The sequence below is a fragment of the Bradyrhizobium sp. JHI2711 genome (assembly GCF_056156565.1).
The window spans coordinates 1330747-1356788 of sequence record NZ_JBPZPT010000002.1; the positions used below are offsets into that span (position 1 = coordinate 1330747).

The 26042-nt window shown below is 64.6% G+C and carries 28 protein-coding genes; 19 read left to right on the forward strand and 9 right to left on the reverse strand.

The features are described 5' to 3' along the window. The first annotated feature begins 10 nt into the window (after positions 1 to 10). The 10 genes from ACTEK7_RS18760 (at position 11) to ACTEK7_RS18805 (ending at position 8217) form a co-directional block, all read left to right on the forward strand. On the forward strand, positions 11 to 829 hold the full coding sequence (locus tag ACTEK7_RS18760; protein ID WP_463671648.1) for an urease accessory protein UreD: 819 nt from the start codon (positions 11 to 13) through the stop codon (positions 827 to 829). Positions 830 to 867: 38 nt separating this feature from the next. After that, positions 868 to 1170, forward strand: a complete 303-nt coding sequence (locus ACTEK7_RS18765; protein ID WP_007605424.1) for an urease subunit gamma — start codon at positions 868 to 870, stop codon at positions 1168 to 1170. A 9-nt stretch (positions 1171 to 1179) separates the two neighbouring features. After that, positions 1180 to 1485 carry an urease subunit beta gene (locus tag ACTEK7_RS18770; protein ID WP_026202067.1) on the forward strand — a complete coding sequence of 102 codons (306 nt, stop codon included), beginning with the start codon at positions 1180 to 1182 and terminating at the stop codon, positions 1483 to 1485. Between the two features lie 57 nt (positions 1486 to 1542). After that, positions 1543 to 2082: an HD domain-containing protein gene (locus ACTEK7_RS18775; RefSeq protein WP_036021623.1), complete on the forward strand. Its 540-nt coding sequence runs from the start codon at positions 1543 to 1545 to the stop codon at positions 2080 to 2082. Positions 2083 to 2116: 34 nt separating this feature from the next. Next, a complete protein-coding gene (gene ureC / locus ACTEK7_RS18780; RefSeq protein WP_057028153.1) occupies positions 2117 to 3832 on the forward strand; it encodes an urease subunit alpha in 1716 nt (571 codons plus the stop codon). Positions 3833 to 3961: 129 nt separating this feature from the next. Then, positions 3962 to 4261 carry a putative quinol monooxygenase gene (locus tag ACTEK7_RS18785; RefSeq protein ID WP_035998129.1) on the forward strand — a complete coding sequence of 100 codons (300 nt, stop codon included), beginning with the start codon at positions 3962 to 3964 and terminating at the stop codon, positions 4259 to 4261. Between the two features lie 13 nt (positions 4262 to 4274). Then, positions 4275 to 4886: an urease accessory protein UreE gene (locus tag ACTEK7_RS18790; protein ID WP_225146395.1), complete on the forward strand. Its 612-nt coding sequence runs from the start codon at positions 4275 to 4277 to the stop codon at positions 4884 to 4886. After that, the gene (locus ACTEK7_RS18795) at positions 4867 to 5595 is read left to right on the forward strand and encodes an urease accessory protein UreF (protein ID WP_225146507.1); all 729 of its coding nucleotides are present in this window, start codon (positions 4867 to 4869) and stop codon (positions 5593 to 5595) included. The genes ACTEK7_RS18790 and ACTEK7_RS18795 overlap by 20 nt, the downstream gene beginning before the upstream one ends. 39 nt (positions 5596 to 5634) lie before the next feature. Next, the gene (ureG, locus tag ACTEK7_RS18800) at positions 5635 to 6258 is read left to right on the forward strand and encodes an urease accessory protein UreG (protein ID WP_025033975.1); all 624 of its coding nucleotides are present in this window, start codon (positions 5635 to 5637) and stop codon (positions 6256 to 6258) included. A 300-nt stretch (positions 6259 to 6558) separates the two neighbouring features. After that, positions 6559 to 8217, forward strand: coding sequence for a CHASE domain-containing protein (locus ACTEK7_RS18805; protein WP_225146396.1), 1659 nt, complete (start codon positions 6559 to 6561; stop codon positions 8215 to 8217). Here ACTEK7_RS18805 and ACTEK7_RS18810 read toward each other — a convergent pair. The 5 genes from ACTEK7_RS18810 to ACTEK7_RS18830 all read right to left on the reverse strand — a co-directional run bounded on the left by ACTEK7_RS18810 (position 8214) and on the right by ACTEK7_RS18830 (position 12336). Beyond that, positions 8214 to 8822, reverse strand: a complete 609-nt coding sequence (locus ACTEK7_RS18810; protein ID WP_225146508.1) for a TetR/AcrR family transcriptional regulator — start codon at positions 8820 to 8822, stop codon at positions 8214 to 8216. The two genes, ACTEK7_RS18805 and ACTEK7_RS18810, sit on opposite strands and share 4 nt — an antisense overlap. Positions 8823 to 8912: 90 nt before the next feature. Further along, positions 8913 to 10061, reverse strand: coding sequence for an OpgC domain-containing protein (locus tag ACTEK7_RS18815; protein WP_225146397.1), 1149 nt, complete (start codon positions 10059 to 10061; stop codon positions 8913 to 8915). Positions 10062 to 10229: 168 nt separating this feature from the next. Beyond that, positions 10230 to 10685, reverse strand: coding sequence for a hypothetical protein (locus tag ACTEK7_RS18820; RefSeq protein WP_057028148.1), 456 nt, complete (start codon positions 10683 to 10685; stop codon positions 10230 to 10232). Positions 10686 to 10773: 88 nt separating this feature from the next. Beyond that, positions 10774 to 11145, reverse strand: coding sequence for an ElaB/YgaM/YqjD family protein (locus ACTEK7_RS18825; protein WP_225146398.1), 372 nt, complete (start codon positions 11143 to 11145; stop codon positions 10774 to 10776). A gap of 78 nt (positions 11146 to 11223) precedes the next feature. Further along, positions 11224 to 12336 carry an AI-2E family transporter gene (locus ACTEK7_RS18830; protein ID WP_035998174.1) on the reverse strand — a complete coding sequence of 371 codons (1113 nt, stop codon included), beginning with the start codon at positions 12334 to 12336 and terminating at the stop codon, positions 11224 to 11226. A 208-nt stretch (positions 12337 to 12544) separates the two neighbouring features. Between ACTEK7_RS18830 and ACTEK7_RS18835 the strand changes: the two genes are divergently transcribed. The 3 genes from ACTEK7_RS18835 to ACTEK7_RS18845 all read left to right on the forward strand — a co-directional run bounded on the left by ACTEK7_RS18835 (position 12545) and on the right by ACTEK7_RS18845 (position 14335). Continuing rightward, complete coding sequence (locus ACTEK7_RS18835) at positions 12545 to 13360, forward strand: L,D-transpeptidase (RefSeq protein ID WP_225146399.1); 816 nt, start codon at positions 12545 to 12547, stop codon at positions 13358 to 13360. A 13-nt stretch (positions 13361 to 13373) separates the two neighbouring features. Then, a complete protein-coding gene (locus ACTEK7_RS18840; protein WP_225134632.1) occupies positions 13374 to 14024 on the forward strand; it encodes a DUF2865 domain-containing protein in 651 nt (216 codons plus the stop codon). Positions 14025 to 14179: 155 nt separating this feature from the next. Continuing rightward, a complete protein-coding gene (locus ACTEK7_RS18845; protein WP_008546817.1) occupies positions 14180 to 14335 on the forward strand; it encodes a Thivi_2564 family membrane protein in 156 nt (51 codons plus the stop codon). A gap of 128 nt (positions 14336 to 14463) precedes the next feature. On the opposite strand, the gene ACTEK7_RS18850 is transcribed toward ACTEK7_RS18845, so the two are convergent. The 4 genes from ACTEK7_RS18850 to cysD all read right to left on the reverse strand — a co-directional run bounded on the left by ACTEK7_RS18850 (position 14464) and on the right by cysD (position 20021). Further along, positions 14464 to 14664, reverse strand: coding sequence for a CsbD family protein (locus ACTEK7_RS18850; RefSeq protein ID WP_225146400.1), 201 nt, complete (start codon positions 14662 to 14664; stop codon positions 14464 to 14466). 176 nt (positions 14665 to 14840) lie between these two features. Continuing rightward, positions 14841 to 17006 (reverse strand): malate synthase G, encoded by a 2166-nt coding sequence (locus tag ACTEK7_RS18855; RefSeq protein ID WP_225134634.1) that lies wholly within the window; start codon positions 17004 to 17006, stop codon positions 14841 to 14843. 289 nt (positions 17007 to 17295) lie between these two features. Further along, complete coding sequence (gene cysC, locus ACTEK7_RS18860) at positions 17296 to 19212, reverse strand: adenylyl-sulfate kinase (RefSeq protein ID WP_225139305.1); 1917 nt, start codon at positions 19210 to 19212, stop codon at positions 17296 to 17298. 14 nt (positions 19213 to 19226) lie between these two features. Next, on the reverse strand, positions 19227 to 20021 hold the full coding sequence (cysD, locus tag ACTEK7_RS18865; protein WP_035998209.1) for a sulfate adenylyltransferase subunit CysD: 795 nt from the start codon (positions 20019 to 20021) through the stop codon (positions 19227 to 19229). A gap of 243 nt (positions 20022 to 20264) precedes the next feature. Between cysD and cysG the strand changes: the two genes are divergently transcribed. From cysG to ACTEK7_RS18895, 6 genes are all read left to right on the forward strand, one after another. Then, complete coding sequence (gene cysG / locus ACTEK7_RS18870; protein ID WP_225146401.1) at positions 20265 to 21689, forward strand: siroheme synthase CysG; 1425 nt, start codon at positions 20265 to 20267, stop codon at positions 21687 to 21689. Beyond that, a complete protein-coding gene (locus tag ACTEK7_RS18875; RefSeq protein ID WP_225146402.1) occupies positions 21686 to 22003 on the forward strand; it encodes a DUF2849 domain-containing protein in 318 nt (105 codons plus the stop codon). Before cysG ends, ACTEK7_RS18875 begins: the two co-directional genes overlap by 4 nt. An 11-nt stretch (positions 22004 to 22014) precedes the next feature. After that, positions 22015 to 23670 (forward strand): nitrite/sulfite reductase, encoded by a 1656-nt coding sequence (locus ACTEK7_RS18880; protein WP_109142442.1) that lies wholly within the window; start codon positions 22015 to 22017, stop codon positions 23668 to 23670. After that, positions 23657 to 24172: a DUF934 domain-containing protein gene (locus tag ACTEK7_RS18885; protein ID WP_035998199.1), complete on the forward strand. Its 516-nt coding sequence runs from the start codon at positions 23657 to 23659 to the stop codon at positions 24170 to 24172. Before ACTEK7_RS18880 ends, ACTEK7_RS18885 begins: the two co-directional genes overlap by 14 nt. Further along, a complete protein-coding gene (locus ACTEK7_RS18890) occupies positions 24169 to 24894 on the forward strand; it encodes a phosphoadenylyl-sulfate reductase (RefSeq protein ID WP_109142443.1) in 726 nt (241 codons plus the stop codon). Before ACTEK7_RS18885 ends, ACTEK7_RS18890 begins: the two co-directional genes overlap by 4 nt. A gap of 120 nt (positions 24895 to 25014) precedes the next feature. Then, positions 25015 to 26016: a sulfate ABC transporter substrate-binding protein gene (locus ACTEK7_RS18895; RefSeq protein WP_225146403.1), complete on the forward strand. Its 1002-nt coding sequence runs from the start codon at positions 25015 to 25017 to the stop codon at positions 26014 to 26016. Positions 26017 to 26042 lie beyond the last annotated feature (26 nt).

Sequence of the window (26042 nt, forward strand, 5' to 3'; positions counted from 1 at the left end):
GCGCAGCGAATTGTCAGTCACATCCACCGTGTTTGAGGCAAACCGTGCCCGCGGCGCGGTGCGCTTCGACGTGCATGCGCGCGACGGGGTGACACGGCGCGGCACCTTGCATGAATCCGGTTCGCTCCGCGTCCGCTTTCCCTCGCCGGAAGATCAGGGTCTGTCCGGCGTGTTCGTCAACACGGCCGGCGGTGTTGCCGGCGGTGATCGCTTTGATATCGAGATAGCGGCGGCGGATGCAGCGCGGCTGACGCTGACCACAGCGGCCGCCGAAAAGGTCTATCGCACGCCCGGAGCGGCAGCGCAGCTCAACATCGCCCTGAAGGTCGGCGCGGACGCGCATCTTGCCTGGCTGCCCCAGGAGACGATTCTGTTCGACCGTGCCCGCGTCCAGCGCCGCTTCGACATCGACCTCGACGAGGCGGCCTCGCTCCTGCTCTGCGAGATCGTGGTGTTCGGCCGCACCGCCATGGGCGAGCGGATGGAGCAGGGCGAGTTCGTCGACCGCTGGCGGCTACGCCGCGGCGGGCGGCTGGTGTTCGCCGAGACGGTCCGGCTCGACGGCGATATCGGTGCCAAGCTTGCACGGCCCGCGGTCGCCAAAGGTGGCGCGGCGATCGGCACAGCCCTGATCGTGCCCGGCGACGAAGCCCTGGTCGAGCGCATCCGCGAGGCGTCGGAATCGTTCTCCGGCGAAGCCGGAATCTCGGCCTGGAATGGCTTTGCAATGGCGCGGTTCTGTGCCCAAGATGCGGCGCGCTTGCGCGCCGACATGATGACGGTGCTGGCGCGCACCGGTGCGGCCCTGCCGCGGCTCTGGCTGAACTAGACTGGTTGAATTGACGTGTTGAACGGAAGAGATGTCGCATGAATCTGTCTCCCCGCGAAAAGGACAAGCTTTTGATCTCGATGGCGGCGATCGTGGCCCGCCGCCGGCTGGACCGCGGCGTCAAGCTCAACCATCCCGAGGCGATCGCGATCATCTCCGACTTCATTCTGGAAGGCGCGCGTGACGGCCGCACCGTCGCCGAGCTGATGCAGTCAGGCGCGCAAGTTCTGACCCGCGACCAGGTGATGCCGGGCATTCCCGAGATGATCCACGACATCCAGGTCGAGGCGACTTTTCCTGATGGCACCAAGCTCGTCACCGTGCACGAGCCGATCAGGTAGGAGCAGAGCATGATCCCCGGCGAACTCTTCATTCAGGACGGCGAGATCGAGCTCAACGCCGGCCGCAAGACCGTGACGCTGACGGTCGCCAATACCGGCGACCGCCCGATCCAGGTTGGCTCGCACTACCATTTCTTCGAGACCAATCCCGCGCTGAAGTTCGACCGCAAGAAGGCGCGCGGCATGCGCCTCGACATCGCCGCCGGCACCGCCGTCCGCTTCGAACCCGGCCAGACCCGCGACGTTCAACTCGTCGCCATGGCGGGGAAGAAGACGATCTACGGCTTCCGCGGCGATGTGATGGGGAAGCTGTGACCTCCGCAGGAACGAGCACGCCGCGGCATGGTTGAGGCGGAAACGGAGGTAATTTCCATGCTCTCGCCAATCCGCCTCGTCTCGGAAGCTGCCGAGCTCGCCGCGCAGCGCCATAACGGCATGGCGCGCAAGGGCCGCGGCAACGAGCCCTATATCAATCATCTCGCCGAGGTCGCGAACCTGCTCGCGACCGCGACCAACGGCGCCGATGCCGAGCTGGTCGCGGCCGGCTGGCTGCACGATACCATCGAGGACACCGACACCACGCGCGAGGAACTCGCGCAGAGATTTTCCGATCGGGTCGCGTCCCTCGTTGCCGAGTGCACCGACGACATGAGCTTGCCGAAAGCGAAGCGGCGGCAGAAGCAGATCGAGGACGCGCCCCACAAATCGCCGGGCGCCAAGCTGATCAAGATCGCCGACAAGATCAGCAATACGGGCGCGCGCATTCAAACCGATCCGAGTGCTGGGGAGCGCGAAGATCTCGCCGACTATATCGCCTGGGCCACGCAGGTCGTGGCGGGGTGCCGCGGCGGCAATGCGTGGCTCGACGAAAAATTCGATGACGCCGTGAAAGCAGCAAAGGCCTTGCTGTGACCAACCAGACATTCAATCGCAAACGGGGCTTGTGATGTCCGTCAAGATGAAGCGTTCCGTCTATGCCGACATGTTCGGCCCGACCACCGGCGACAAGGTGCGGCTGGCCGACACCGACCTCATCATCGAGGTCGAGAAGGATTTCACCACCTATGGCGAGGAGGTGAAGTTCGGCGGCGGCAAGGTGATCCGCGATGGCATGGGGCAGTCGCAGGTCACCAACAGGCAGGGCGCGGCCGATACCGTCATCACCAATGCGCTGATCGTGGACCATTGGGGCATCGTGAAGGCCGACGTCGCTATCAAGGACGGCATGATCGCAGGCATCGGCAAGGCCGGCAATCCCGACATCCAGCCCGGGGTCACCATCATCATCGGCCCCGGCACCGACGTGATCGCGGGTGAGGGCAAGATCCTCACCGCCGGCGGCTTCGACAGCCACATCCATTTCATCTGTCCGCAGCAGATCGAGCACGCGCTGATGTCAGGGGTCACCTCGATGCTGGGGGGCGGCACCGGCCCGTCGCACGGCACCTTCGCGACCACCTGTACGCCGGGGCCCTGGCATATGGGGCGGATGATCCAGTCGTTCGACGCCTTCCCGGTCAATCTCGGCATTTCCGGCAAGGGCAACGCCTCGCGGCCCGCCGCGCTGGTCGAGATGATCAGGGCCGGCGCCTGTGCGCTGAAGCTGCACGAGGATTGGGGCACCACGCCGGCCGCGATCGACAATTGCCTGTCGGTCGCCGACGATCACGACATCCAGGTGATGATCCACACCGACACGCTGAACGAATCCGGCTTCGTCGAGGACACGATCAAGGCCTTCAAGGGACGCACCATCCACGCCTTCCACACCGAAGGCGCCGGCGGCGGCCATGCTCCTGACATCATCAAGGTCGCCGGCCTGAAGAACGTGCTGCCCTCGTCGACCAACCCGACGCGGCCGTTCACCCGCAACACCATCGACGAGCATCTGGACATGCTGATGGTGTGCCACCATCTGGATCCGTCCATCGCCGAAGATCTGGCGTTCGCCGAGAGCCGTATCCGCAAGGAGACGATCGCGGCCGAAGACATCCTGCACGACCTCGGCGCGCTCTCGATGATGTCCTCGGACTCGCAGGCCATGGGCCGCCTCGGCGAAGTCATCATCCGGACCTGGCAGACCGCGGACAAGATGAAAAAGCAGCGCGGGTCGCTGCCGCAGGACAAGGGCAAGGACAACGACAATTTCCGCGTCAAGCGCTACATCGCCAAGTACACCATCAATCCCGCCATCGCGCACGGCGTGTCGAAGCTGATCGGCTCGGTCGAGAAGGGCAAGCTTGCCGACCTCGTGCTGTGGTCGCCGGCCTTCTTCGGCGTCAAGCCGGACTGCATCGTCAAGGGCGGCACCATCGTCGCGGCGCCCATGGGCGATCCCAACGCCTCGATCCCGACGCCGCAGCCGGTGCATTACCAGCCGATGTTCGGCGCGTTCGGCAAGGCGCGTACGGCATCCTCGGTGGTGTTCACCTCCAAGGCCGCGGTCACCGGTGGCCTCGCGCGAAAGCTCGGCATCGAGAAGAAGCTCTATGCAGTCCAGAACACCCGCGGCAAAATCTCCAAGAAGAGCATGATCCACAACGACGCCACGCCCGATATCGAGGTCGATCCGGAGACCTATGAAGTGCGCGCCGATGGCGAGCTCCTGACCTGTGCTCCGGCGGAGGTGCTGCCGATGGCGCAGCGATATTTCATGTACTGAAATAGCGCCTCGACGCATGTCCCCGGCGGTGTCCGGGGACGGCTTTTTGCGGTTTTGCGTTCGGTCCCGCCTGGTCTAATGTCCCGCCCGGTATCGTAACCCTCAGAAGAAAAGCCGGGAGGATTTCTCGTGATCTACGTCGTTGCAACCTTGACCATCAAGCCCGAGACGCGCGCCGAATTCATTGCAGCCGCCACCGCCTGCATCAAGGAGACGCGGAAAGAGCCCGGCAATATCGCCTATGACCTGCATGAGAGCGTCACCGACCCTGCCAAGATGGTGTTTGTCGAACAGTGGGAGAATATGGAAGCGCTGGGGCCGCATCGGGCTGCCGAGCACATGAAGACGTTCGGCCGTGTTGCTGTGAAATGCTTCACGGCGCCGCCGAAGATCGAATACATCACGCCCGAGAAGGTCGAGACACGGTAAAGAGGTAAGACGCATGATCCGGGCGACGCAGGTCAGGGGACAGCACCGCTTCACGGAAGCTCCGTCGGACACGGTCGTGCTCGATTTCGACGATCGGCACCGTCGTCGCATGGTGATGACGGGAACGCGTGGTCTCGAATTCCTGCTCGACCTGGAACATGCCGTCGCGCTGCGCGGCGGGGATGCGCTGGTGCTGGAGGATGGAAGGCTGATCGAGGTGGTCGCGGCGCCCGAGCCGCTGCTCGAAATCCGCGGCCGCGATCCGCACCACCTCGTGCGCGTCGGCTGGCATCTCGGCAACCGTCATCTGCCGACCCAGATCATGGCCAAGGCCCTGCGCATCCGCCGCGATCACGTCATCGAGGCGATGGTGAAGGGCCTTGGCGCGCGTGTGATCGAGATCGAGGCGCCGTTCGATCCCGAAGGCGGCGCCTACGCCGATGCCGGCCACGCGCATGGACACGACCATGCGCATCACGATCGCGGCCATCATCACCATGACCATGGCCACCACCATGATCATGGCTCGCACGACCATAGCCACGAGCACCACCATCACCACGACGAGCATTGCGATCATCCCGACCATCACCACGGCCACAAGCATGCTCATGACCACAAATGAGCCGGTCGGCGCCGGTGATCTTGCCGAGGGCGAGGCGGCGGCGCTGTACCGGTTGATGACCTGGCTGTCGCCGGCATTTCCGGTGGGCGGTTTCTCCTATTCCAGCGGCATCGAATGGGCGGTCGAGGCGGCCGACGTGATCGACACGACGACGCTGGCGGATTGGCTCGATGCGATGCTCGGCGACGGCTCCGGCTTCTGTGACGCGACGTTTCTGGTCCACGCCTATCGCGCCACGGAATCGGGCGAGACGGCCGCATTGAACGAGATCGCCGAGCTCGCGAGCGCCTTCGTGCCGTCGCGCGAGCGGCAGCTGGAGACGACCTCGCAGGGCCGCGCCTTCATCGATATCTCGCGCGCCGCGTGGGATGCCGACGGACTGGACGCGACGGTCGCGGCATGCGGCGCGCCATTGGTCTATCCAGTCGCGGTGGGTGTGGTTGCCGCGATGCACGCCGTGCCGTTGGCGCCGACGCTGCACGCCTTCCTGCATGCGCTGGTCTCGAACTGGATTTCCGCCGCCAGCCGGCTCATTCCGCTCGGCCAGACCGATAGCCAGCGTGTGCTGGTGAAGCTGGAAGCCGCCGTCGCCGCCACCGCCAATCGCGCGCTGAATGCAACCTTGGATGATCTCGGCAGCGCGACGTTCCGGGCCGATCTCGCCAGCTTGCGGCACGAGACGCAATATACCCGCTTGTTTCGGTCGTGAGCGGTGCGGCCGTCAAGTCATCAGGAGAGAACGAGTCACATGGCGAAATCTCACGGTCCCTTGCGTGTCGGCGTCGGCGGTCCGGTCGGATCGGGCAAGACCGCGCTCATGGACCTGCTCTGCAAGACCATGCGCGAGCGCTATGACATTGCGGCGATCACCAACGACATCTACACCAAATGGGATGCGGAGTTCCTGGTGCGTTCGGGATCGCTGACGCCGGATCGCATCGCCGGCGTCGAGACCGGCGGTTGTCCGCACACGGCGATCCGCGAGGATGCCTCGATGAATCTCGCTGCGGTCGCGGACATGCGCGCCAAGTTTCCCGGACTTGACCTTGTGCTGATCGAATCCGGCGGCGACAATCTCGCTGCCACTTTTTCCCCGGAGCTGGCCGACCTTACCATCTATGTCATCGACGTCGCCGCCGGCGACAAGATCCCGTCCAAGGGCGGCCCGGGTATCACCCGGTCCGACCTCCTGGTCATCAACAAGACCGACCTTGCGCCCCATGTCGGCGCCTCCCTGGAGAAGATGGAGACGGATGCCAGGCGCATGCGCGGCGAGCGGCCCTTCGTCATGACCAACCTCAAGAAGAGCGAGGGGCTCGACCGAATCGTCGGTTTCATCGAGGCCAAAGGCGGCCTGAAACGGGCGGGCTGACCGGACGCGACCAGTTGGCGCAGGCGTTTTTCGCCGTTAACGCTTGGGGCCATGCCGCAACCGCGGAACAAATTTCGGACACGGCGATTAACTACCTCCGGCGCCCGGGGCGAATTCATCCCGGCCAGACCATCGGCCGGGCGGAATTAAGCTTTTCAGGCGACCCAAGTTGCGTACTGATGCCTCCTCCTTCATTATCTCCGCCACTGGGGTTTACCCTGCTTCGGCCTCTGGCCGTTCGAGCGGCGTTCATGTGCTCCGTGTTCATTGCCGACCTCCTGCTTTCGCCTGAGTAATCGCGTGGTCAGGCTGGGTTTCATCATCGGCTTCATCGCTCTGCTCGGAGCCTTGCTCTCCGGGCTTGCGGCTTATCGCGTCCACGACCAAGAGCTGGCGCTGGACCGGATCGCCCTAGCGCGTGCGATCGACGTGCATGCGAGCCTGGTTCAGGACCGCCTGACCGAGCGCGAGCTGCTCGCGCGTGTCGCCTCGGGCCTGTTCCGCGCGCCGTCGGTGATCAAGCCGAACGTGCTGGAGCCGCTGCGCTCGGCGATCTACGCCTTCAAGACCGACTTCGTGGTGGCCGGCTGGATCGCCCGGCTGAAGCCGAACGAGCTTGCGGCGGCGCAGGCCGCCATCGCCAGCGCCGGCTTCCCGAATCCGCAGATCCGCTCGTTTGACGACAAGCCGATCAACCCTGCCGATGTCACCCAGCCGATCGATGTGCTGTTGGATCTCGAGCCGCGCAGCAACGAGACCAAGACGTTGCCCGGCCGCAGCTACGATCAGGATCCGGTTCGCAGCGCGATGCTCACGCGGGCGCGCGCCGAAAAGAGGTCGGTTGCCTCCGACCCGGTGCCGTTGATCCGCGGAAACGGTCCGATCGGCATCATCGTGGCCGCGCCAGTCGTTCCCGAGGGTGCGACGGAGCCGGCCGGCTTCGTCACATTTTCCTACGAGCTCGCCTCGCTGATGCTGGCCAATGACGACATGTCGCTGTTCGCGGTGGCGCTCAGGGATCCGCGCAAGGACGGCGGCGAGCTGATCGCCAACGATCAGGGCGTGGTCTCGACCCGGATCGCGGCGGCGGACGGGGCGCCGTCGGCGATGCGCACGGTGAGCTTCGGCGGCCGCGATTGGCAGCTCGGCTATTACGCGAAGACCAATTCGGTGCGCCGCGCCGAGCAGACCGCCATCATCGTGGCGGCGATCGGCTTTGCCATCACCGCAATGGTGTGCGGCCTGTTCGGTTACGTCGCCTACAACAATCTGCGGCTCAGCCGGGAGATCCAGGTCAGGATCGGCTTCGAGCGGCGGTTGACCGCGGTGATCGACGAGCTCAACCACCGCGTCAAGAACATCCTGGCGGTGATCCAGTCGATCGTGACGCGCACCTTGCGCCACGGCTCGGATATCGATATTGCGCGCGAGCTCCTGATCGGGCGCATCCACGCCATGTCCAATGTGGTGTCGCTGCTCAGCGAGAGTCAGTGGCAGGGTGTCAAGTTGAAGGGCCTGTTCGAGGCGCGCGCGATTCCGCATGCCGATCGCATCGCCGTCACCGGCCCCGACATCGCGGTCAGCGCGCGTGCCGCACAGAGCCTGTCGCTGCTGTTCTTCGAGCTCGCCTCGCATTCCGACGAGGGCCTGTCGCTGGTCGGCAAGCATCCGCACATCACCGCCAACTGGACGGTGACCGGCGAGGAGGGCGATGAGGTCTTCCATTTCCGCTGGGAGGAGTTCAACACCAGCGAGGCGACACGCCGACCCGATTCCGATTTCGGCCTGATCCTGCTCGACCGCGTCGCGCCCGAGGCGCTGGGCGGGACCGCCAAGCGCTTCTTCACCGACGTCTCCTACGTCTATGAATTGACCGCGCCGATGGAGACGGTCGTCGACATGACCGAGCGCGACCGCACGGATAAAATCTCGGCGCCGGTCAGGCCGGTGCGCGGCTAACCTTTCGGTTGCAACACCAGATCGACGAGGCTGCGCGCGTAGCCGGGTGTGATCGGCGCGATGCCGAAGATATAGCGGTAGAACAGGCTGCCATAGATCGCGTCGTAGAGATTCTCAGGAGGACCCTCGGCCTGAATGCTGCCGTCCTTCTGGCCGGCGGCGATCATGTCCACCAGCGCGTCGCGGCGGAATTGCAGGTACCGGGCGTAGAACAGCTCGGCCGACCCGGTCTTGGAGATGCATTCGGAGACGACGGCGAGCTGCACCTTGCCGAACTCGCCCTGCAGCGCCTCGGCATAGGCGGCGGCGTGGCGCCGCGCGCGCGCCGCGGGCGTGCCGGCGCTCGCGGGCGGCAGCGGCAGCATTTGCGCGGCATGGTGGAGGAAGGCGTCGATCAGCAGCGCTTCCCGCGACGGCCACCATTTGTAGATCGTCATCTTGGACACGCTGGAGTGGCGTGCGATCGCATCGATGGTGGTGGCGGCAAGGCCGGTGGTCGCCATCAGTGCATAGGCGCTTTCGAGGATGGCGTTGGTGGTCTCAATCGACCTTGGCCGGCCGCGCCGGGGCGCGCGCTCCGCCTCTTCACGCCCGTCTTTCGCCATCGCCACGCCCGGTCTCCTCACGCAGGGTCCCGGCATAGCCCAGGGGCGGCATTCGGCCTAGCAGAATCGCACGATTTCGTCGCGAAGCGATCAGCTCTGGGCCTGCTGCCGCAGGGCTGCCGGCAGATCCTGCCGTTTCGACCAGGCGATGTAGTAGGCGAGCCCGGTCATCGCCGCGAAGCCGGTGATGCTCACCGCCACCTGCATCACCGCCAGGTTCGGCCCGGTGATCAGGATGAGGTGGCCAGCGAAGGATAGGAACACGGCGACGCAGAATACCGCGAGCCATTCCTCACCACATGCGATCACCGCTTGCAGCGGTTTCCATCTCAGGCCGGGGTGATCCGCCGGAATGAGATGGGTGGCAATGAATGCGAGGGCGAGGAAGTGGACCACCCGATAGGGAGCGAGGTTTTCCTTGTCGGTCGGAGCGATGCTGTTGAGGAGCAGATCGGGCAGGTAAGCCGACAGCGCCGGCGAATGGCGCATCAAGGTGACGGCCATCGCGAAGACCAGGTAGGCGCCGGCGAGGATCCGCAGCCAGGACATGCCGTGCAGCGCACGTCCCGGAGCGCCCGTCACGGCGAACCAGCCGCCCAGCACCATCAACATCTGCCAGCACAGCGGATTGAAGGTCCATTCCCCGTCCGGATAGATCCGAAAATTCCAGTCGAACCAGCGTGCGGCGAGATACAGCGCGACCGATGCCGCCAGCGTCAGGTTCGGGCCCCGCAGCAGGCCCCACAACGCGAACGGAAAGAACGCCATCAGCGGGACCATCAGCTGCAGCAGGTCGAGGTTCAGCGGCTCTTCCTGGAGCACGAGACCGCGGACCAGGATGCGCAGTGGATGCTCGAGAATTCCGGAGATGTTGTATTGGTGGATGATCTCCGGCGCCGTCGATTGCCTTGCGACATAGGCGATGGCATCGATATAGATCACGAACAGTACGACATAGGCGGCATAGAGCCGCCAGACCCGGCGAAAGATGCGCGTCGCCGCGACCAAGTAGCCGCGTTCCAGCGCCATCCTGCCATGGATGATGGCAACCCCATACCCCACCACGAACACGAACAGGTCCGCCGCGCCGCTGAAGCCGAAATTGCGCAGCGTCAGCAGGTTGACGACGTTGTTGGGAATATGGTCGACGAATATGGACCAATTGGCGATGCCGAGCGTCAGATACAGCCTGGCGTCATGCTGGAATGCGGCGAGGTTCGCCTTGACGGACGGTTTCATTGAGCAAAATAGCTTTGGGAATCAGGATGATGCTTTTAACGGCAACCGCCTGCTCGTCCGAGTAGCGTTTGCGTGAGCAGGGAAGAACCGCGCCAAACGGCGTCAAATGTGCCGCTTGCTCTATGAAATGCAGATATATGCGCGCGCAGTAATTATAGCGCCGGACCTCTACTCGGCAGGTTCGGCCGACACCTCGTCGGACACGCCGGCGCGGCTCGCCAGGATGCCCAGGGCGACGCCCCCGATCGCCAGGATCGGCAGCAGCCGCTTGACGCCGATGGCACGAACGATCTGGAGCCCGGTGGCGAGGAGCATCGGATCTGCAAGCATGCTCTGCGCGGCCGATTTCGCGGCGCGCTCGGCCGCGATCTGGGCGCGTTTCTGCACCTCGCGCTTGTAGCTCCAATAGGAGCCTGCCGCGGCCAGGGTCAGCAGAAAGAAGATGCCGGCGCCGGCAAGACAAGCCTGCACCGGGCCATATTTCTGCAGCACCCAAATGAAGACGGCGGCACAGAGGAAGCCTGTGGTCACGAGCAGCGCGAAGGCAGCGCCCGCGGCAAGGGAGGTCAGCCGAACCGTCGTGCCGGTTGATGCGCTGATGCCGTCGATGATGCGCTGAAACATGGCCTTGCTCCTCAATCCCCGCCAGCCGAATGGTCACGAGCCAACAGCGGCGGCGTGCCGCCGCCGTATCAAATGGGCGTCGACATCCTTAGCGACGCCAGGCGACGCCGATCAGGAAGCCGACGCCGAGCGCCAGCCCGACGGTCGCCAGCGGCCGCTGCGTGATCGCCTCTTCCAGCGTCTCCTCGATCGAGCCGTAGGCGTCATGTGCAGCTTCCATCATCGCGCTGCCGCGCTCGGACATGTCGTCCATCGCGGAGTCCATGTTCTCGCGCGCCTGGCGATAGCCGCGGCGAGCCTGCTTGCTGGTGGAGTTGGCGAAAGTATTGAGCGCGTCGGTGATCTGGTCGGTGAGGGCGGCGATATCGCTTTTCACGGCTGCTACATCCTTTTCGAGGCGGTCTCGGGTGGCTTCGTCGGTCCAGTCTCTCATCCCGGCTTCGGCATTGGGCGTGGACATCGGGAGCTCCGAACTGTTGACGGCTGAGATGGGCGGAGAACGTTTCGTCGCCGGGTAAGTTCCGTTCGCTGAAACCGGTCAGGCTTGCGGCAGCTGCGGCGAATTCTCCGGCAGCAGGTGGTCCTTCAGGATCAGCGCGACGATCAGGAGCGGCGACGACAGGAACGCGCCCATCGGCCCCCACAGCCAGGTCCAGAATGCGAGCGCGAGCAGCACGGCGAGCGCGTTCAGGGCGAGCCGCCGCCCGATGATCGTCGGCGTGATGAAGTGACCCTCAAGAAAGGTGAGGCCACCGAAGGCGAGCGCGGCCATCAGGCCGCCGCCGAGGGTCGGGAAGGCGATCAGCCCGACCACGACCAGCACCACGAACATCGCCACGGGCCCGATGATCGGGATGAAGTTGAGCGTGGCCGCCAGTGCGCCGAGCCCGGCCGGATTGGGCATTCCGGTCAGCGCACAGATCAGGCCGGTGGCGACGCCGACGCCGACATTGATGAGGGTGACGGTCAGCAGATAATTGCCGAGATGGACCTCGATCTCGTTGAGGATCCGGAGCGTGCGCAGCCGCGCGTCGTGATTGCTGAAGGTCATGATCATGGCCCGCCGCAGGTCGCGCCAGCTTGCGATGAACAGGATCAGGGTGACGAAGAACAGCAGGAATTCGGTAAAGGTCGGTGACAGGAATTCCAGCGTCGGCTGCACCCACTCGATCTTGGGCATGTGCAGGCTCGGCAATCCCTCCGAGCCGCCGAGCATGGCTTGCAGCTCCCGCCAGAGCGCAAGCGGCCGGTCGAACACGTGCAGCTTGTCCTTCAATTGCGCGCCGAGCTCTGGCAGGCGCGTGCTCCACGCCATGACCGGCGAAGCGATCAACGCGACGGCGAAAGCGACCACCGCGCTCACTGCGACCACGATCAGCACGGCGCCGACGCTGCGTGGGACCTTGCTTCGCTCCAGGAAGGTGGCCGCCGGAGACAGCATGGTCCCGATGACGAACGCCATCACGACCGGCAGGAAGAACGCCCGGCCGACATAGAGCACGGCGACGATGGCGATCAGCAACAGCCCGGCCAGCGCGAACGCGACGAATTCAGTGCGGCGGATCACCGGCGGCAGCTCGACATGGCTCTCGGGAAGCGGATCGCCTTCGCTGTTGCCGGAAATCAAACGTTCACTGGGTAGGACGCGCACAATATCTCTCCCGCACGGAATCCGTGATCCGCGCGCCCATTGATGACGTGACTAATGCTTGGGCGGCGTGCTGGTTCCATCGCGGCTTCGTGAACGGATGCTCGCTTGACTGTGACGTCGCTGCCGCACGCTGCGCCGGAACTTCGATCGAGGCGGCGGAGTTTGTTGAGGCAGCGCATCACCTGATGCACATCCAACGGGGCAGCTCATGACAAAGTTGTTTGCAGTCCGTCGCAGCTTCTCGCCGCGCGCCGTCGGCGCGTTCGCCTTCGCAACCGCTCTTCTCGCAGTGCCGGTGGGCACCGCAAGCGCCCAAACCTTCGGCTATGCGCCGATGCAGCGGGTGTATCCGCAGGACCTTTACTCGCAGGGCCAATACTTGCAGGGCCAACACTTGCAGGACCAAGGCTATTCGCAGGATGACATCAACGAGGCGCCGCAGGTCGCCGATGAGGATGCCCAATTGCCCGACCGGCTGCGCAGGCAGATCGTCGGCTTCGACCGGAGCGAGCCGGCCGGTACCATCGTCATCGATACCAACAGCACCTATCTCTATTACGTGCTCGGAGGCGGCCGCGCGATCCGCTACGGCGTCGGCGTCGGCCGCGAGGGCTTTACCTGGTCGGGCGTGCAAAGCGTCAGCCGCAAGGCCGAGTGGCCGGACTGGCATCCGCCGGCAGAGATGATCGCGCGCCAGCCCTATCTGCCGCGCTTCGTCGCCGGCGGGCCCGGCAACCCGCTCGGTGCGCGCGCGATGTATCTCGGCTCGAGCCAATACCGCATCCACGGCACCAATGATCCCTCCACCATCGGCAAGTTCGTCTCGTCCGGCTGCATCCGCATGACCAACGAGGACGTCGTCGACCTGTATAGCCGCGTCAATGTCGGCGCCAAGGTCGTGGTGCTGCCGAAGAACGCGCCGTTAATGGCGAAGGGAAGTGATCCCGTGCGCAAGCGTCCGGCCGTGACGACACTGCCTTCGGGTCGGCAGGCGCTGAACATGACCACGTCGGCCGTGAATTAGTCTGCGAGGTCCTATGGCGAGACGGCTGATTGACAAACTGGCGGGCGGAGCGGCGATTGTCGTCGTCGTCTCCAGCGGGCTGGCGATGGCGCCGTCGGCGCATGCGCAGGATTTCTTCTCGGGCCTGTTCGGCGGCTTTCGGATGCGGCCGCCGCCGGAAATCCGGATGCCTTTCCCCACCGACGATATGCCGCGCTATGAGGCGCCACGCCAGCGCGCGTCCTACGGCGGCGGCACCGCCTATTGCGTGCGCAGCTGCGACGGTCGCTACTTCCCGGCACAAGGCAATGATGCCGAGAGCAAGGCGCAATCCTGCAAGAGCTTCTGCCCGGCCTCGGAGACCTCGCTGGTCTATGGCGGCAACATCGACGATGCCGCGACTGAGAAGGGAAAATCCTATTCGGACTTGCCAAATGCATACCGCTACCGCAACGAGATCGTCGCGGGCTGTACCTGCAACGGCAAGGACCCGGTTGGGCTCGCATCAGTCAAGGTCGAGGACGACCCGACCCTGCGCAAGGGCGACATCGTCGCGGGCGCCGGCGGCCTCGTGGTCGCCAGCCGCAACGCCAATGACCGCCGTGGCGTCGCGATGAATTTCTCGCCGCTGCCGGAATCGGTGCGTGCCAGATTCCGTCAAGTCCCGGTGGTGGCGAAGGAGTAGGGAGCGTCCTATCGGACGGCGTCCGAACCTTGTCGGACGGCCAAATGCTGAACTAGGCCCGCCGCGGGACGTTGCGCGGCAGGGTTTCCGAGATGGAACCGGCTTGGGTGCAGCGCGTTAGAACAGCGTAGCAATTGCCTGAAGGGGGCCTCGCGATGCTGGTCGGCGTACTCGTCACCTTTCTCGTCGTCATTCTCGTGCTCTATCTCATCAACATGCTGCCGATGGATGGCCGCGCCAAGCAGATCGCGCGCGTGATTGTCATCATCATCGGCATCGTTTCGCTGCTGAAATACCTGGCGGTGTTCTAGCAATCGCAGCCCGGACAAGCGAAGCGGTATCCGGGCCGCAACGAAGGCCCCGATCGCACCTCACGCCATCCGGGGCTACACCTCAAATCAAAAGCCCCGGCGTGAGCCGGGGCTTCGTTCGTGCCGCTTCAGTGCAGCGACTTCAGCCAGTCGTCGACGTCCTGACGAACCTGGTCCTTGGCCTTGCCGTAACGCTCCTGCAACCGGCCCTCAAGCTGATCGCGGCGGCCCTCGATCAGTTGGAGGTCGTCGTCAGTGAGCTTGCCCCATTTCTCCTTGGCCGATCCCTTGAACTGCTTCCAGTTTCCTTCGATCCGATTCCAGTCCATGACCATCTCCCGTTGGTTGATGGCCCGACAACGCGAGGCGCACGCAGCCTGTTCCGTGACACAGCGCGACGTTTCCCCAACAAAAAAGCCCCGGGTTCGGCCGGGGCTTTCGATGTTCCCGTGACTTTGCTCAGCCGAGCGCGCTTATCCAAGCGCCTCTTTATCCAAGAGCCTCTTTATGCAAGAGCCTTGGCCTCGCGGCGGCGCGCGGTGAGGATGTATTCGGTGTAGCCGTTCGGCTGCTCGCGCCCCTTGAAGATGAGGTCGCAGGCGGCCTTGAAGGCGACGCCGTCGAAGGCGGGCGCCATCGGCTTGTAGATGGGATCATCCGCGTTCTGCTTGTCGACGACGACGGCCATGCGCTTAAGCGATTCCATCACCTGCGCCTCGGTGATGACGCCCTGATGCAGCCAGTTGGCAAGGTGCTGGCTGGAAATGCGCAAGGTGGCGCGGTCTTCCATCAGGCCGACGTCGTGGATGTCGGGCACCTTCGAGCAGCCGACGCCCTGGTCGATCCAGCGCACGACATAGCCCAGGATGCCCTGGCAATTGTTGTCGATCTCCTGCCTGACGTCATCGGGCGCCCAGTTCGACTTCGACACCGGAATGGTGAGGATGTCGGACAGCTTTGCGCGCGGTCCGCCCTTGGCGAGTTCCTCCTGGCGCGCGATGACGTTGACCTGGTGGTAGTGCAGCGCGTGCAGCGTCGCCGCGGTCGGCGAGGGCACCCAGGCGGTGGTGGCGCCGGCCTGCGGATGGCCGAGCTTCTGGGCCAGCATGTCCGCCATCTTGTCGGGCGCGGCCCACATGCCCTTGCCGATCTGGGCGTGGCCGGGCAGGCCATCGATCAGGCCCATGTCGACGTTCCAGTCCTCATAGGCCTTGATCCAGGCCTGCGCCTTCATCTCGTTCTTGCGGATCATCGGACCCGCTTCCATCGAGGTGTGGATCTCGTCGCCGGTGCGGTCGAGGAAGCCGGTGTTGATGAACATGATGCGCTTGGAGGCGCGCTGGATGCAGGCCTTGAGGTTGACGGTGGTGCGTCGCTCCTCGTCCATGATGCCGACCTTGAGCGTGTTCTCGGGCAGGCCGAGCATCTTCTCGACGCGGTCGAAAATCTCGCAGGTCAGCGAGACCTCGTCCGGGCCGTGCATCTTCGGCTTCACGATGTAGGCAGAACCGGTGCGGCTGTTCTTGACCTTGGAATTGCCCTTGAGGTCGTGGATCGCGAGCAGGCCCGAGACGGCGGCGTCCAGCAGGCCCTCCGGAACCTCTTCGCCCTTCTCGTCGAGCACCGCGTCCGTGAACATGTGGTGACCGCAATTGCGCATCAACAGCAGGCTGCGGCCGTGCAGCTTGAGCTCGCCCTTGCCGTCCGGCGTCTTGTAGAGGCGGTCGGAATTGAGCGAACGCGTCAGCGTCTTGCCGCCCTTCTCGAAATCGGCCGACAACGTGCCGTTCATCAGGCCGAGCGTGTTGCGGTAGACCAGCACCTTGTCCTCGGCATCGACAGCGGCGACCGAGTCCTCCATGTCCAGAATGGTGGAGACCGCAGCCTCCATGATCATGTCGGCGACGCCGGCCGGATCGTCCTTGCCGATCGCGCTGCTGCGGTCGATCTTGACCTCGATATGCAGGCCGTTGTTGACGAGCAGCACGGCGCTCGGCGCGGCTGGATCGCCCTGGAAGCCCGCGAACTGCGCGGCATTCTTCAGCGCGGTGGCGTTGCCGCTCTTCAGCTTCACCGCGAGCTGGCTCGCGACGACGCTATAGCCGGTCACGTCGGTGTGGCTGCCGGTCGCGAGCGGCACGGCGTTATCGAGGAACGCCTTGGCCTTGGCGATCACCTTGTCGCCGCGTGCCTTGTTGTAGCCCTTGCCGCTCTCGGACGGATCATGCGGAATCGCATCGGTACCGTAGAAGGCGTCATAGAGCGAACCCCAGCGTGCGTTCGCCGCGTTCAGCGCGTAGCGCGCATTGGTGAGCGGCACGACAAGTTGCGGGCCGCAGATCTTGCCGATCTCCTCGTCGACATTGGCGGTCTCGACCTTCTGCGTCGCCGGCTCCGGGACGAGATAGCCGATTTCCTTTAGGAAGGCGGTGTAGGCATTGAGGTCGAACGCCTTGCCTTTATTGGCGCGGTGCCAGTCGTCGATCTTGGCCTGCAGATTGTCGCGAAATGCGAGCAGCTCGCGGTTCTTCGGTCCCAACTCCTTGATAATGCCGGCAAGCCCGGCCCAGAACGCATCCGGCGCGATCCCGGTTTTCGGGGCCGCTTCCTTGGCGATGAAGTCAAACAGGACGGGTGCGATCTTCAATCCGTGGGCGTCGACGCGTTTCATGATGGGCTTTCTTGTTGGAAATGGCTGTTTTTGGCTGCTTTTGACCCGACAGCAGCAAAATGCGCCCGCGCGGGGCAGCTTTCGGGGGCCTATTAGCCCCAAAAAAGAGGCCGTGAGAAGACCCCCGGGAGCTTGTCAAAATGTCAAGGAGAGGTGGGAGACGGTCCCTCGCACCGGTGTCATTCCCCGCGAAAGCGGGGAATCCAGTACGCTGCGGCTTCTTCGTATTCCGACGCTGTCTCTGGAATACTGGGTCGCCCGGCCGAGCCGGGCGACGACTAGGGCGGCCTCAAATATTCGCAGCGAGGTCAACGAGCTCGTCGAACAGCACGCCTGATGCCTTCAGCATCTGCTCGATCTCGTCGGCCGCTTCCGCAACCGTCCGCTTCGACGTATCGATCACGAGCTCGGCGGCCTCAGGCTTCTCGTAGTCGTTGCCAATGCCGGTGAACGAGGCGAGTGCGCCGGCGCGGGCTTTCTTGTAATGGCCCTTGGGATCGCGCTCCTCGCACACCTCGGCGGGCGTCGCGACGTGGATTTCGCGAAACGCGGTGTCCGCGATGCGACGCGCGGCGGCGCGATCTTCGCGCGCGGGCGAGACCGCCGCGACGATGGCGATGTGGCCGTTGCGGGCGAGATGCGTCGCGACCTCGGCGAGGCGGCGGATGTTCTCGCTGCGATCAGTGGCGGAGAAGCCGAGATCGCTGTTGAGCCCGGCGCGCAGCGTGTCGCCATCGAGCAGGATCGGCGAGCCGCCATTGGTGAAGAGACGCCGCTCCAGCGCCCGCGCCAGCGTCGACTTGCCGGAGGCCGGCAGGCCGGTGAGCCAGACCACGGCGCCGTTGTGGCGGTAGCGCGCCGAGCGCTCGTCGCTACGCAGCGCCGATTCCACCGGCACGATGTCGACAGGCACGGCACGCTGACCGGCATCGACCGACAGCACCAGGCCACCGCCGGCGATGCGCCCGGACACCTCGATCACGAGGCGGCCGGTGCGCGGATTTTCGGTGTAGGGATCGGTCGCGATCGGATTGGACAGGGAGATGTCGATCTCGCCGACATGGTTGCGGCCGATCGCCTTGTTCTCGCTGCTTGAGAGCTCGCCGGGATCGACCGCCTTCTCGATGGCGACCACGGTGGCGCGGCTTTCCTTGGGGCCGCAGCGCACCAAAAGCTGGTCGCCCTTGGCAAGCGGCTTGTCGTGCAGCCAGAAGATGCGCGCGCGCAGCCGCCGCGTCTCGCGCGGGGCGCTGCCCGCATGCGCGATGATGTCGCCGCGCTCGATGAACAATTCGCGGTCGAGCGTGATGCCGACCGAGCGGCCGGCGCCCTGACGGCCCGCTACCGGCGTCGCCGGCCAGCTCTCGACCGTCTTGATCTTGGCGATCTTGCCGGCCGGCATGATCACGATCTCGTCGCCGGCAATCAGGCTGCCGGATTCAATGCGGCCGGCGACGATACGGCGGTCGTCGAACTTGTAGATCGCCTGCACCGGCAGCCGCAGCGCCAGCGCTTCCAGCGGCCGCGCCGGCTCGAGGTGATCAAGCGCCTCGACCACGGTCGGCCCCTTGTACCAAGAGATGCGATCGGTGCGCATTGCGACGCCGTCGCCGTCACGGGCGGAAATCGGGATCACGGCCGTGGGCGTCACGCCGAGGCCGTTCAGATGCGCGGAGATCTCGTCGCTGATGTCCTTGAAGCGTGCGGCGGAGAAATCGACGCGGTCCATCTTGTTGACGACGACCGCGACCTGCTTCACCCCGAGCAGATGCAGGAGATAGCCGTGCCGCCTGGTCTGGTCGCGCACGCCCTCCAGCGCGTCGATGATCAGCACCGCACCGTCGGCCTGCGATGCGCCGGTGATCATGTTGCGCAGGAATTCGGCGTGGCCGGGCGCATCGATCAGCACGATGTCGCGCGAATTGGTGCGGAAGCGGATCTGGGTGGTGTCGATGGTGATGCCCTGGTCGCGCTCTGTCTGCAGCGCGTCGAGCAGGAACGACCATTCGAACGGCATGCCGCGCCGCGCGCTGACGGCCTTAAGCATTTCGAGCTTGCCCTCGGGCAGGCTGCCGGTTTCATGCAGGAGGCGGCCGACCAGGGTCGACTTGCCGTGGTCAACATGGCCGACGATGACGATGCGGACCTGGGGACGCGTGGTGCCGTTCGGCGTGCCGGGCGAGGCTGACGTCACGATCATGTTCATGGCCGCGTCCTTGATCAGAGATAGCCGGCGACGCGAAGGCGCTCGAAGGCGTCCTCGGTCTCGTGGTCGAGCGCGCGCCCCGAGCGCTCCGGCACCTTGGTCTGTTCGAGCTCGATCAGGATCTCGTCGATGTTCGAGGCATTCGAGGCAACCGGATTGGTGATGTCCTGGTCACCTAGCGAGCGATAACGCTTGCCGTTCTTGGCGAGGTACAGCGGAATGATCGGGATGTTCTCGCGCTTGGTGTAGGCCCAGATGTCGGCCTCGGTCCAATGCAGGATCGGATGGATGCGCAGATGCGCGCCTTGCGGCGGCGAGGCGTTGAAATGATCCCAGAATTCCGGCGGCTGGTCGCGCACGTCCCAATTGCCCTCCAAGCCGCGCGGCGAGAACACCCGCTCCTTGGCGCGCGTTGCTTCCTCGTCGCGGCGGATGCCGGCGATCAGGCCGTCAAAGCCATACTTTGCGAGCGCCATCTTGAGGCCCTCGGTCTTGCGCGCGGCGGAACGGGCGGCCGGCGGCAGCGTTGGGTCGACGGCATCGATCGGCGGGCAGGGCTCGACGCGCAGATCGAGATCCCATTCCTTGCCGTAATGATCGCGGAAGCGATACATCTCCGGAAACTTCTTGCCGGTATCGACGTGAAGGGCCGGGAACGGCATCTTGCCGAAGAAGGCTTTCCGCGCCAGCCAGATCATGACGTTGGAGTCCTTGCCGAGTGACCACAACAGGGCAATCTTCTTCAGCCGGGCAAAGGCCTCACGGAAGATGTAGATGCTCTGCGCTTCGAGCTGGTCGAGATGGTCCATGCTCGAGGCAAGTTCGGCAGCAAATTCTTGCGCGCGCACGCGCTCAGCCAGCGCCGGATTGCTCAGTCGATCAGCAGCGGAATCGTCCTTGAGAAGATGCATCTCTGCCACTTTGCGTTTGGAGGCGAAAATTCTATAGTTGCGGTGCGGAAGAGAAGAAAAAATTTCTCTTTGCGCGCTCGAAACGAGACATATATAGAAAATAATTCCAGTCAACCCCGTTTGTGGGGAAGCGAGTATCACATGCGGTTCTTGCCGGTGTTTCTCGATCTCAAGGCCGGCCCGGTGGTCCTCATCGGGGCGGGCGAGCTTTTGCGCGCCAAGCTGCGCGTGCTCGCCGCTGCCGGCGCGCGCCTGCGCGTGCATGCGATCGACGGCAATCATGACCTTGGCCTGGGCTCCGAAGACTCCGCGCGCATCGAGATCGCGGCGGGCGATCCGCTCACGGCGGATCTTTCCGGCGTCATCGCCGTCGTTTGCGCCGGCGCAGGCGATGTCGGTGTCGCCATGTCGGCTCGCGCCAAAGCGGCTGGCCTGCCCGTCAACGTCATGGACGACCTCGAGCATTCCAGCTTCATCTTTCCGGCCATCGTCGATCGCGGCGATGTCGTGGTCGCGGTCGGCACGGGCGGCACCTCCCCGGTGGTGGCGCGGCGCGTGCGCGAGAAGATCGAGGCGCTGCTGCCGGCGCGCATTGGCGAGCTCGCCGAGTTCATCGGCACCTTCCGCAAGTCGATCAACGAGCGCATCGCCGAGTTTCCGTTGCGCCGCCGCTTCTGGGAGCGCGTCATCGACGGTCCTATCGGCGCCGCCGTGCTCGCCGGCCGCAACAGCGAAGCCGATGCATCGCTCAAGGCGATCTCCGATCCCACCGCGTTCGCGCGCGCCGACAAGCCGGAAGGCTCCGTCGCGCTGGTCGGCGCTGGCCCCGGCGATCCCGATCTGCTCACCATCAAGGCGCTGCGCGCGCTGCAGGACGCGGACATCGTCTTTTATGACGAGCTGGTCTCGCCCGAGATTCTCGACCGCATTCGCCGCGACACCACGCGCTTTGCGGTCGGCCGCCGCGTGGGCAAGCCCGGCATCGGCCAGGACGCCATCAACAAGCGCATGATCGAGGCCGCGCAATCGGGCCAGCGCGTCGTGCGGCTGAAGGGCGGCGATCCCTTCGTGTTCGGCCGCGGCGGCGAAGAGGTGGAAGCGTTGCGCGCCGCCGGCGTCGCCTATTCGATCATTCCCGGCATCACCGCAGGGCTCGGCGCCGCCGCCGATTTCGAGGTGCCGCTCACTTATCGCCACGAAGCGACCCGCATCACCTTCCTCACCGCACACAAGGCCCGCGATGCAGAGAACGTGGATTGGTCGACACTGACCGACACCAAGATGACCGTCGTGGTCTACATGGGCATGACCGCAGCGCCCGCCGTGCGCGCAGGCTTGTTCGCGGCCGGCCGCTCGCCGGAGACGCCGGTCGGCGTGTTCGCCCGCGTCACGCGGCCGGATGCGCAAGGCGCAATTGGCACGCTGCGCGATCTGCCGGAACTGGTGCGGCGGATCCATGGCGGTCCCGCCATCCTCATCATCGGCGACGTGGTCCGGCATGCCGGCTCGCTTCGCCGCCAGACACCCAAACAAATCATCTCTGACCTATTGGATGCAGCCGAATGACCTCTCCGCTCGAACAAAAGAAGATCCGTATCGCCGGCCCCTCGGTCGTGACCGCCAACCGCACCTGGGACGGCATCGTGGTCTACCGCACCGCCGCCAACAGCTGGTCCGCCGAGCTGTCGGAAGCCGCGATCGTGCGCAACTCCGACGAGGCCAAGGCGTTGCTTGCGGAAGCCGTGGCCGATGACGTCGGCGCCATCGGCCCCTATATCGCGCCGGTGCAGATCGGCGACGATGGCAAGGTCCTCCCCGGCAATCTGCGCGAACAGATTCGCCGCACCGGCGTCACCATCGGACAGCCGGCCCAGGTTTAAGGCACCCACTTATGTATGCTTACGACGAAATCGACCGCACGCTCGTCAACGAGCGCGTCTCGGAGTTCCGCGACCAGGTGAAGCGGCGCCTGTCCGGCGAGCTCACCGAGGACGAGTTCAAGATCCTGCGTTTGCAGAACGGCGTCTATCTGCAGCTGCACGCTTATATGTTCCGCGTCGCGATTCCCTATGGCACTCTGGCGACGAACCAGATGCGGGCGCTCGCCCATGTCGCGCGCAAATACGATCGCGGCTACGGCCACTTCACCACGCGGCAGAATATCCAGTTCAACTGGATCAAGCTCGCCGAGCTGCCGGATGCGCTCGAAGACCTCGCCAAGGTCGGCATCCACGCGATGCAGACCTCCGGCAACAACATGCGCAACGTCACCTCGGACCAGTGGGCCGGCGTCGCGCCGGGCGAGATCGAGGATCCGCGCATCTGGTCGGAGCTGATCCGCCAGCACACCACGTTGCATCCGGAATTCTCGTTCCTGCCGCGCAAGTTCAAGATCGCGATCACCGCCTCGGACCACGACCGCGCCGCGATCAAGATCCACGACATCGGCCTGCGCTTGATCAAGAACGAGAAGGGCGAGACCGGCTTCGAGGTTCTGGTCGGCGGCGGTCTCGGCCGGACGCCGTTCATCGCCAAGACCATCAAGCACTTCGTGCACGGCCGCGACATCCTCAGCTACATCGAGGCGATCTTACGCGTCTACAATCAGTACGGCCGCCGCGACAACATCTACAAGGCGCGCATCAAGATCCTGGTGCACGAGCTCGGCATCGAGAAATTCTCGCGCGAGGTCGAGGACGAGTGGCAGCATATCCGCAACTCCTCGCTCCAGATCGACGAGGAGGTGATCGAGGACATCCGCTCGCGCTTCACCTATCCGGCTTACGAGAAGCTGCCGCATATGCCGGACGAGCTGCGCCAGGCCGCGGCCGACCCCGATTTCGAGGCATGGCGCAAGAACTCGGTGGCCCCGCACAAGGTGCAGGGTTACTCCATCGTCACGATCTCGCTGAAGCCGACCGGCGGGCCTCCGGGCGATGCCACCGCCGAGCAGATGGACGCGCTGGCAGATCTTGCCGACAAATATTCCTTCGGCGAGATCCGCGTCGGCCACGAGCAGAATCTAGCGCTGCCGCACGTCGCCAAGCGCGACCTGCCGGCACTGTGGAAGGCGCTCGACAAGCTCGGGCTGGCGACGCCCAACGTCAACCTGATCACCGACATCATCGCTTGCCCCGGGCTCGACTATTGCTCGCTGGCGAATGCCCGCTCGATTCCGATCGCGCAGGAGCTGACGCGGCGCTTCGCCAATCACGAGCTCGCTAACCTGATCGGCCGTCTGCACATCAACATCTCCGGCTGCATCAATGCCTGCGGCCATCACCATGTCGGCCATATCGGCATTCTCGGCGTCGAGAAGAACGGCGAGGAGGTCTACCAGATCACCATCGGCGGCCGTGCCGACGAGAACGCCGCGCTCGGCACCCTGATCGGTCCCGGCGTCAAGTTCGACGAGGTCGCCGACGTGGTCGAGGACATCGTGGAAGCCTATCTGGCGCTGCGCGAGCGGCCCGAAGAGCTGTTCATGGACACGGTGAAGCGCCTCGGCGTCGAACCCTTCAAGGAGCGCGTCTATGCCACTCGTTAATGGCGGAAAGATCACGGACGACCGCTTCGTCAAGCTCGCCGTCGACACGCCGCTGCCCGAGGGCGGCGACATCCTGGTGCCCGCCGAGCGCTTCCTCGGCGAGGCCGAGGGCTTGCTCAAGCGCGCCGGAAAGGTCGGGGTGATCTGGCCCAACAATCGCGACATCGCCGAGCTCGTGCCGTATCTCGGCCAGATCGCCGCCGTCGCGCTGGTGTTCCCGACCTTCCGTGACGGGCGCGCCTACAGCCAGGCGCGGCTGCTGCGCGAACGTTACAACTACCGCGGCGAATTGCGCGCGACCGGTCAGGTGCTGCGCGACCAGTTCGTGTTCATGCTGCGCGCCGGCTTCGATGCCTTCGAGGTCAAGAAGCAGGCCGATGCGGAGGCCTTCATGCAGACCGCGAAGCGCTATTCGGTGTTCTACCAGCCGACCGGCGATGGCCGCATCACAGCGCTGCACCGGCGCATGCAATTGCGCCACTCCGAAGGGGTCGGCACGTGAACGCGATCGCGCCTCAGGTTTCGCCCGTGTCTGCGCTACCTTCGGCGGACGAGCTCGATCGCGCCTTGCGCGATGCCTCGCCTGCGGAGGTCATTGCCGCGGCGCTGAAGACGGTCGGGCGCGAGAAGCTTGCGCTGGTGTCCTCGTTCGGTACTGAATCGGCGACGCTGTTGAAGGTCATGTCGGATGTCGATCCCGCAATCCCCGTGATCTTTCTCGACACCGGCTGGTTGTTCGAGGAGACGCTGGCCTATCGCGATACGCTCATTGCGACGCTGGGCCTGAAGGACGTTCGCTCGATCAAGCCGGCCGAGGAGACGCTGTCGCGCGAAGATCCCGACCGCGACCTCTGGTTCTCCGATCCCGACGCCTGCTGCCGCATCCGCAAGGTCGAGCCGCTGGCGCGTGCGCTGAAGCCGTTCGGCGCCTGGCTCAACGGCCGCAAGCGCTTTCAGGGCAATGCGCGCGCCGACATTCCGGTCGTCGAGGACGATGGCGCGCGGCTGAAGTTCAATCCCTTCGCCAACGTCTCGCGCGAGGAGATCGAGGCGATCTTCACCCGCGCTAAATTGCCGCGGCACCCTCTGGTTGTGTCAGGATTCCTGTCGGTTGGGTGTATGCCTTGCACCAGCAGAACGACTGAGGGCGAGGATGCACGCGCCGGCCGGTGGCGCGGCCGGGCCAAGACAGAATGCGGCATCCATACGATGAAGACTTCGTAGCACAGTCACGCTGCGAGCTAGCGAACAAGAAAATCGGGTTCCGTTGACACAAGAGCGTTTCGCCACGAGTTATGCCTGCCGTCGATGACGCCGATGTCGTCGAGGTGAATGGAGATGGACATGATGCGCCGTATCGTTCCGCTCGCCGCAGGATTGCTCGCGACGGGGTTCTGGGCAGGCTCGGCTCTGGCCGCCGACATCAATTTGCTGAACGTGTCGTACGATCCGACGCGCGAGCTCTATGTCGAGTTCAACAAGGCGTTCGCGAGCGCCTACCAGAAGGAAACCGGCAAGAGCGTCGAGATCAAGCAGTCGCACGGCGGCAGCGGCTCGCAGGCGCGCGCGGTGATCGACGGCTTGCAGGCCGATGTGGTGACGCTGGCGCTGGCCTATGACATCGACGCTATCGCGAGCAAGCGCCTCACCGCGACGGATTGGCAGAAGCGGCTGCCGCAGAATTCGTCGCCCTACACGTCGACCATCGTGTTCTTGGTGCGCAAGGGCAATCCCAAGGGCATCAAGGACTGGGATGATCTGATCAAGCCGGGCGTTGCCATCATCACCCCGAACCCGAAAACGTCGGGCGGCGCGCGCTGGAATTATCTTGCCGCCTGGGGCTTTGCGCAAAAGAAATACGGTTCGGCCGACAAGGCCAAGGACTTCGTCGGGAAGCTCTTCCAGCAGGTGCCGGTGCTCGATACCGGCGCCCGGGGCGCCACTGTGACCTTTGTCGAGCGCGGCGTCGGTGACGTGCTGCTCGCCTGGGAGAACGAGGCGTTCCTGGCCCTCAAGGAATTCGGTGCGAACAAGTTCGAGATCGTTGCACCGCCGCAGTCGATCCTCGCCGAGCCGCCGGTCGCGATCGTGGACAAGGTTGCCGACAAAAAGGGCACCCGCAATGCGGCTGACGCCTACCTTCAATACTGGTACACCAAGGAAGGGCAGGAGATCGCCGCGCGCAATTTCTACCGTCCGCGCGATGCCGAGACCGCCAAAAAGTATGAAAATTCCTTCGCCAAGGTCGAGCTGTTCACGATCGACGACGTCTTCGGCGGCTGGACCAAGGCACAGAAGGAACATTTTGCAGACGGCGGCGTTTTCGATCAGATTTACAAGAACTGATCGGGCGCTGTCGTAGGGGGCTTTAG

Coding starts and splice junctions, on each gene's coding strand:
- ACTEK7_RS18840 (WP_225134632.1), top strand. CDS start 13,374: ATGGCGAGACGGCTGATTGACAAACTGGCGGGCGGAGCGGCGATTGTC.
- ACTEK7_RS18825 (WP_225146398.1), bottom strand. CDS start 11,145: ATGTCCACGCCCAATGCCGAAGCCGGGATGAGAGACTGGACCGACGAA.
- ACTEK7_RS18850 (WP_225146400.1), bottom strand. CDS start 14,664: ATGGACTGGAATCGGATCGAAGGAAACTGGAAGCAGTTCAAGGGATCG.
- ACTEK7_RS18820 (WP_057028148.1), bottom strand. CDS start 10,685: ATGTTTCAGCGCATCATCGACGGCATCAGCGCATCAACCGGCACGACG.
- ACTEK7_RS18765 (WP_007605424.1), top strand. CDS start 868: ATGAATCTGTCTCCCCGCGAAAAGGACAAGCTTTTGATCTCGATGGCG.
- ACTEK7_RS18815 (WP_225146397.1), bottom strand. CDS start 10,061: ATGAAACCGTCCGTCAAGGCGAACCTCGCCGCATTCCAGCATGACGCC.
- ACTEK7_RS18895 (WP_225146403.1), top strand. CDS start 25,015: ATGATGCGCCGTATCGTTCCGCTCGCCGCAGGATTGCTCGCGACGGGG.
- ACTEK7_RS18790 (WP_225146395.1), top strand. CDS start 4,275: ATGATCCGGGCGACGCAGGTCAGGGGACAGCACCGCTTCACGGAAGCT.
- ACTEK7_RS18770 (WP_026202067.1), top strand. CDS start 1,180: ATGATCCCCGGCGAACTCTTCATTCAGGACGGCGAGATCGAGCTCAAC.
- ureC (WP_057028153.1), top strand. CDS start 2,117: ATGTCCGTCAAGATGAAGCGTTCCGTCTATGCCGACATGTTCGGCCCG.
- ACTEK7_RS18855 (WP_225134634.1), bottom strand. CDS start 17,006: ATGAAACGCGTCGACGCCCACGGATTGAAGATCGCACCCGTCCTGTTT.
- ACTEK7_RS18885 (WP_035998199.1), top strand. CDS start 23,657: ATGCCACTCGTTAATGGCGGAAAGATCACGGACGACCGCTTCGTCAAG.
- cysD (WP_035998209.1), bottom strand. CDS start 20,021: ATGGACCATCTCGACCAGCTCGAAGCGCAGAGCATCTACATCTTCCGT.
- ACTEK7_RS18775 (WP_036021623.1), top strand. CDS start 1,543: ATGCTCTCGCCAATCCGCCTCGTCTCGGAAGCTGCCGAGCTCGCCGCG.
- ureG (WP_025033975.1), top strand. CDS start 5,635: ATGGCGAAATCTCACGGTCCCTTGCGTGTCGGCGTCGGCGGTCCGGTC.
- ACTEK7_RS18845 (WP_008546817.1), top strand. CDS start 14,180: ATGCTGGTCGGCGTACTCGTCACCTTTCTCGTCGTCATTCTCGTGCTC.
- cysG (WP_225146401.1), top strand. CDS start 20,265: ATGCGGTTCTTGCCGGTGTTTCTCGATCTCAAGGCCGGCCCGGTGGTC.
- ACTEK7_RS18835 (WP_225146399.1), top strand. CDS start 12,545: ATGACAAAGTTGTTTGCAGTCCGTCGCAGCTTCTCGCCGCGCGCCGTC.
- cysC (WP_225139305.1), bottom strand. CDS start 19,212: ATGAACATGATCGTGACGTCAGCCTCGCCCGGCACGCCGAACGGCACC.
- ACTEK7_RS18795 (WP_225146507.1), top strand. CDS start 4,867: ATGCTCATGACCACAAATGAGCCGGTCGGCGCCGGTGATCTTGCCGAG.
- ACTEK7_RS18880 (WP_109142442.1), top strand. CDS start 22,015: ATGTATGCTTACGACGAAATCGACCGCACGCTCGTCAACGAGCGCGTC.
- ACTEK7_RS18875 (WP_225146402.1), top strand. CDS start 21,686: ATGACCTCTCCGCTCGAACAAAAGAAGATCCGTATCGCCGGCCCCTCG.
- ACTEK7_RS18810 (WP_225146508.1), bottom strand. CDS start 8,822: ATGGCGAAAGACGGGCGTGAAGAGGCGGAGCGCGCGCCCCGGCGCGGC.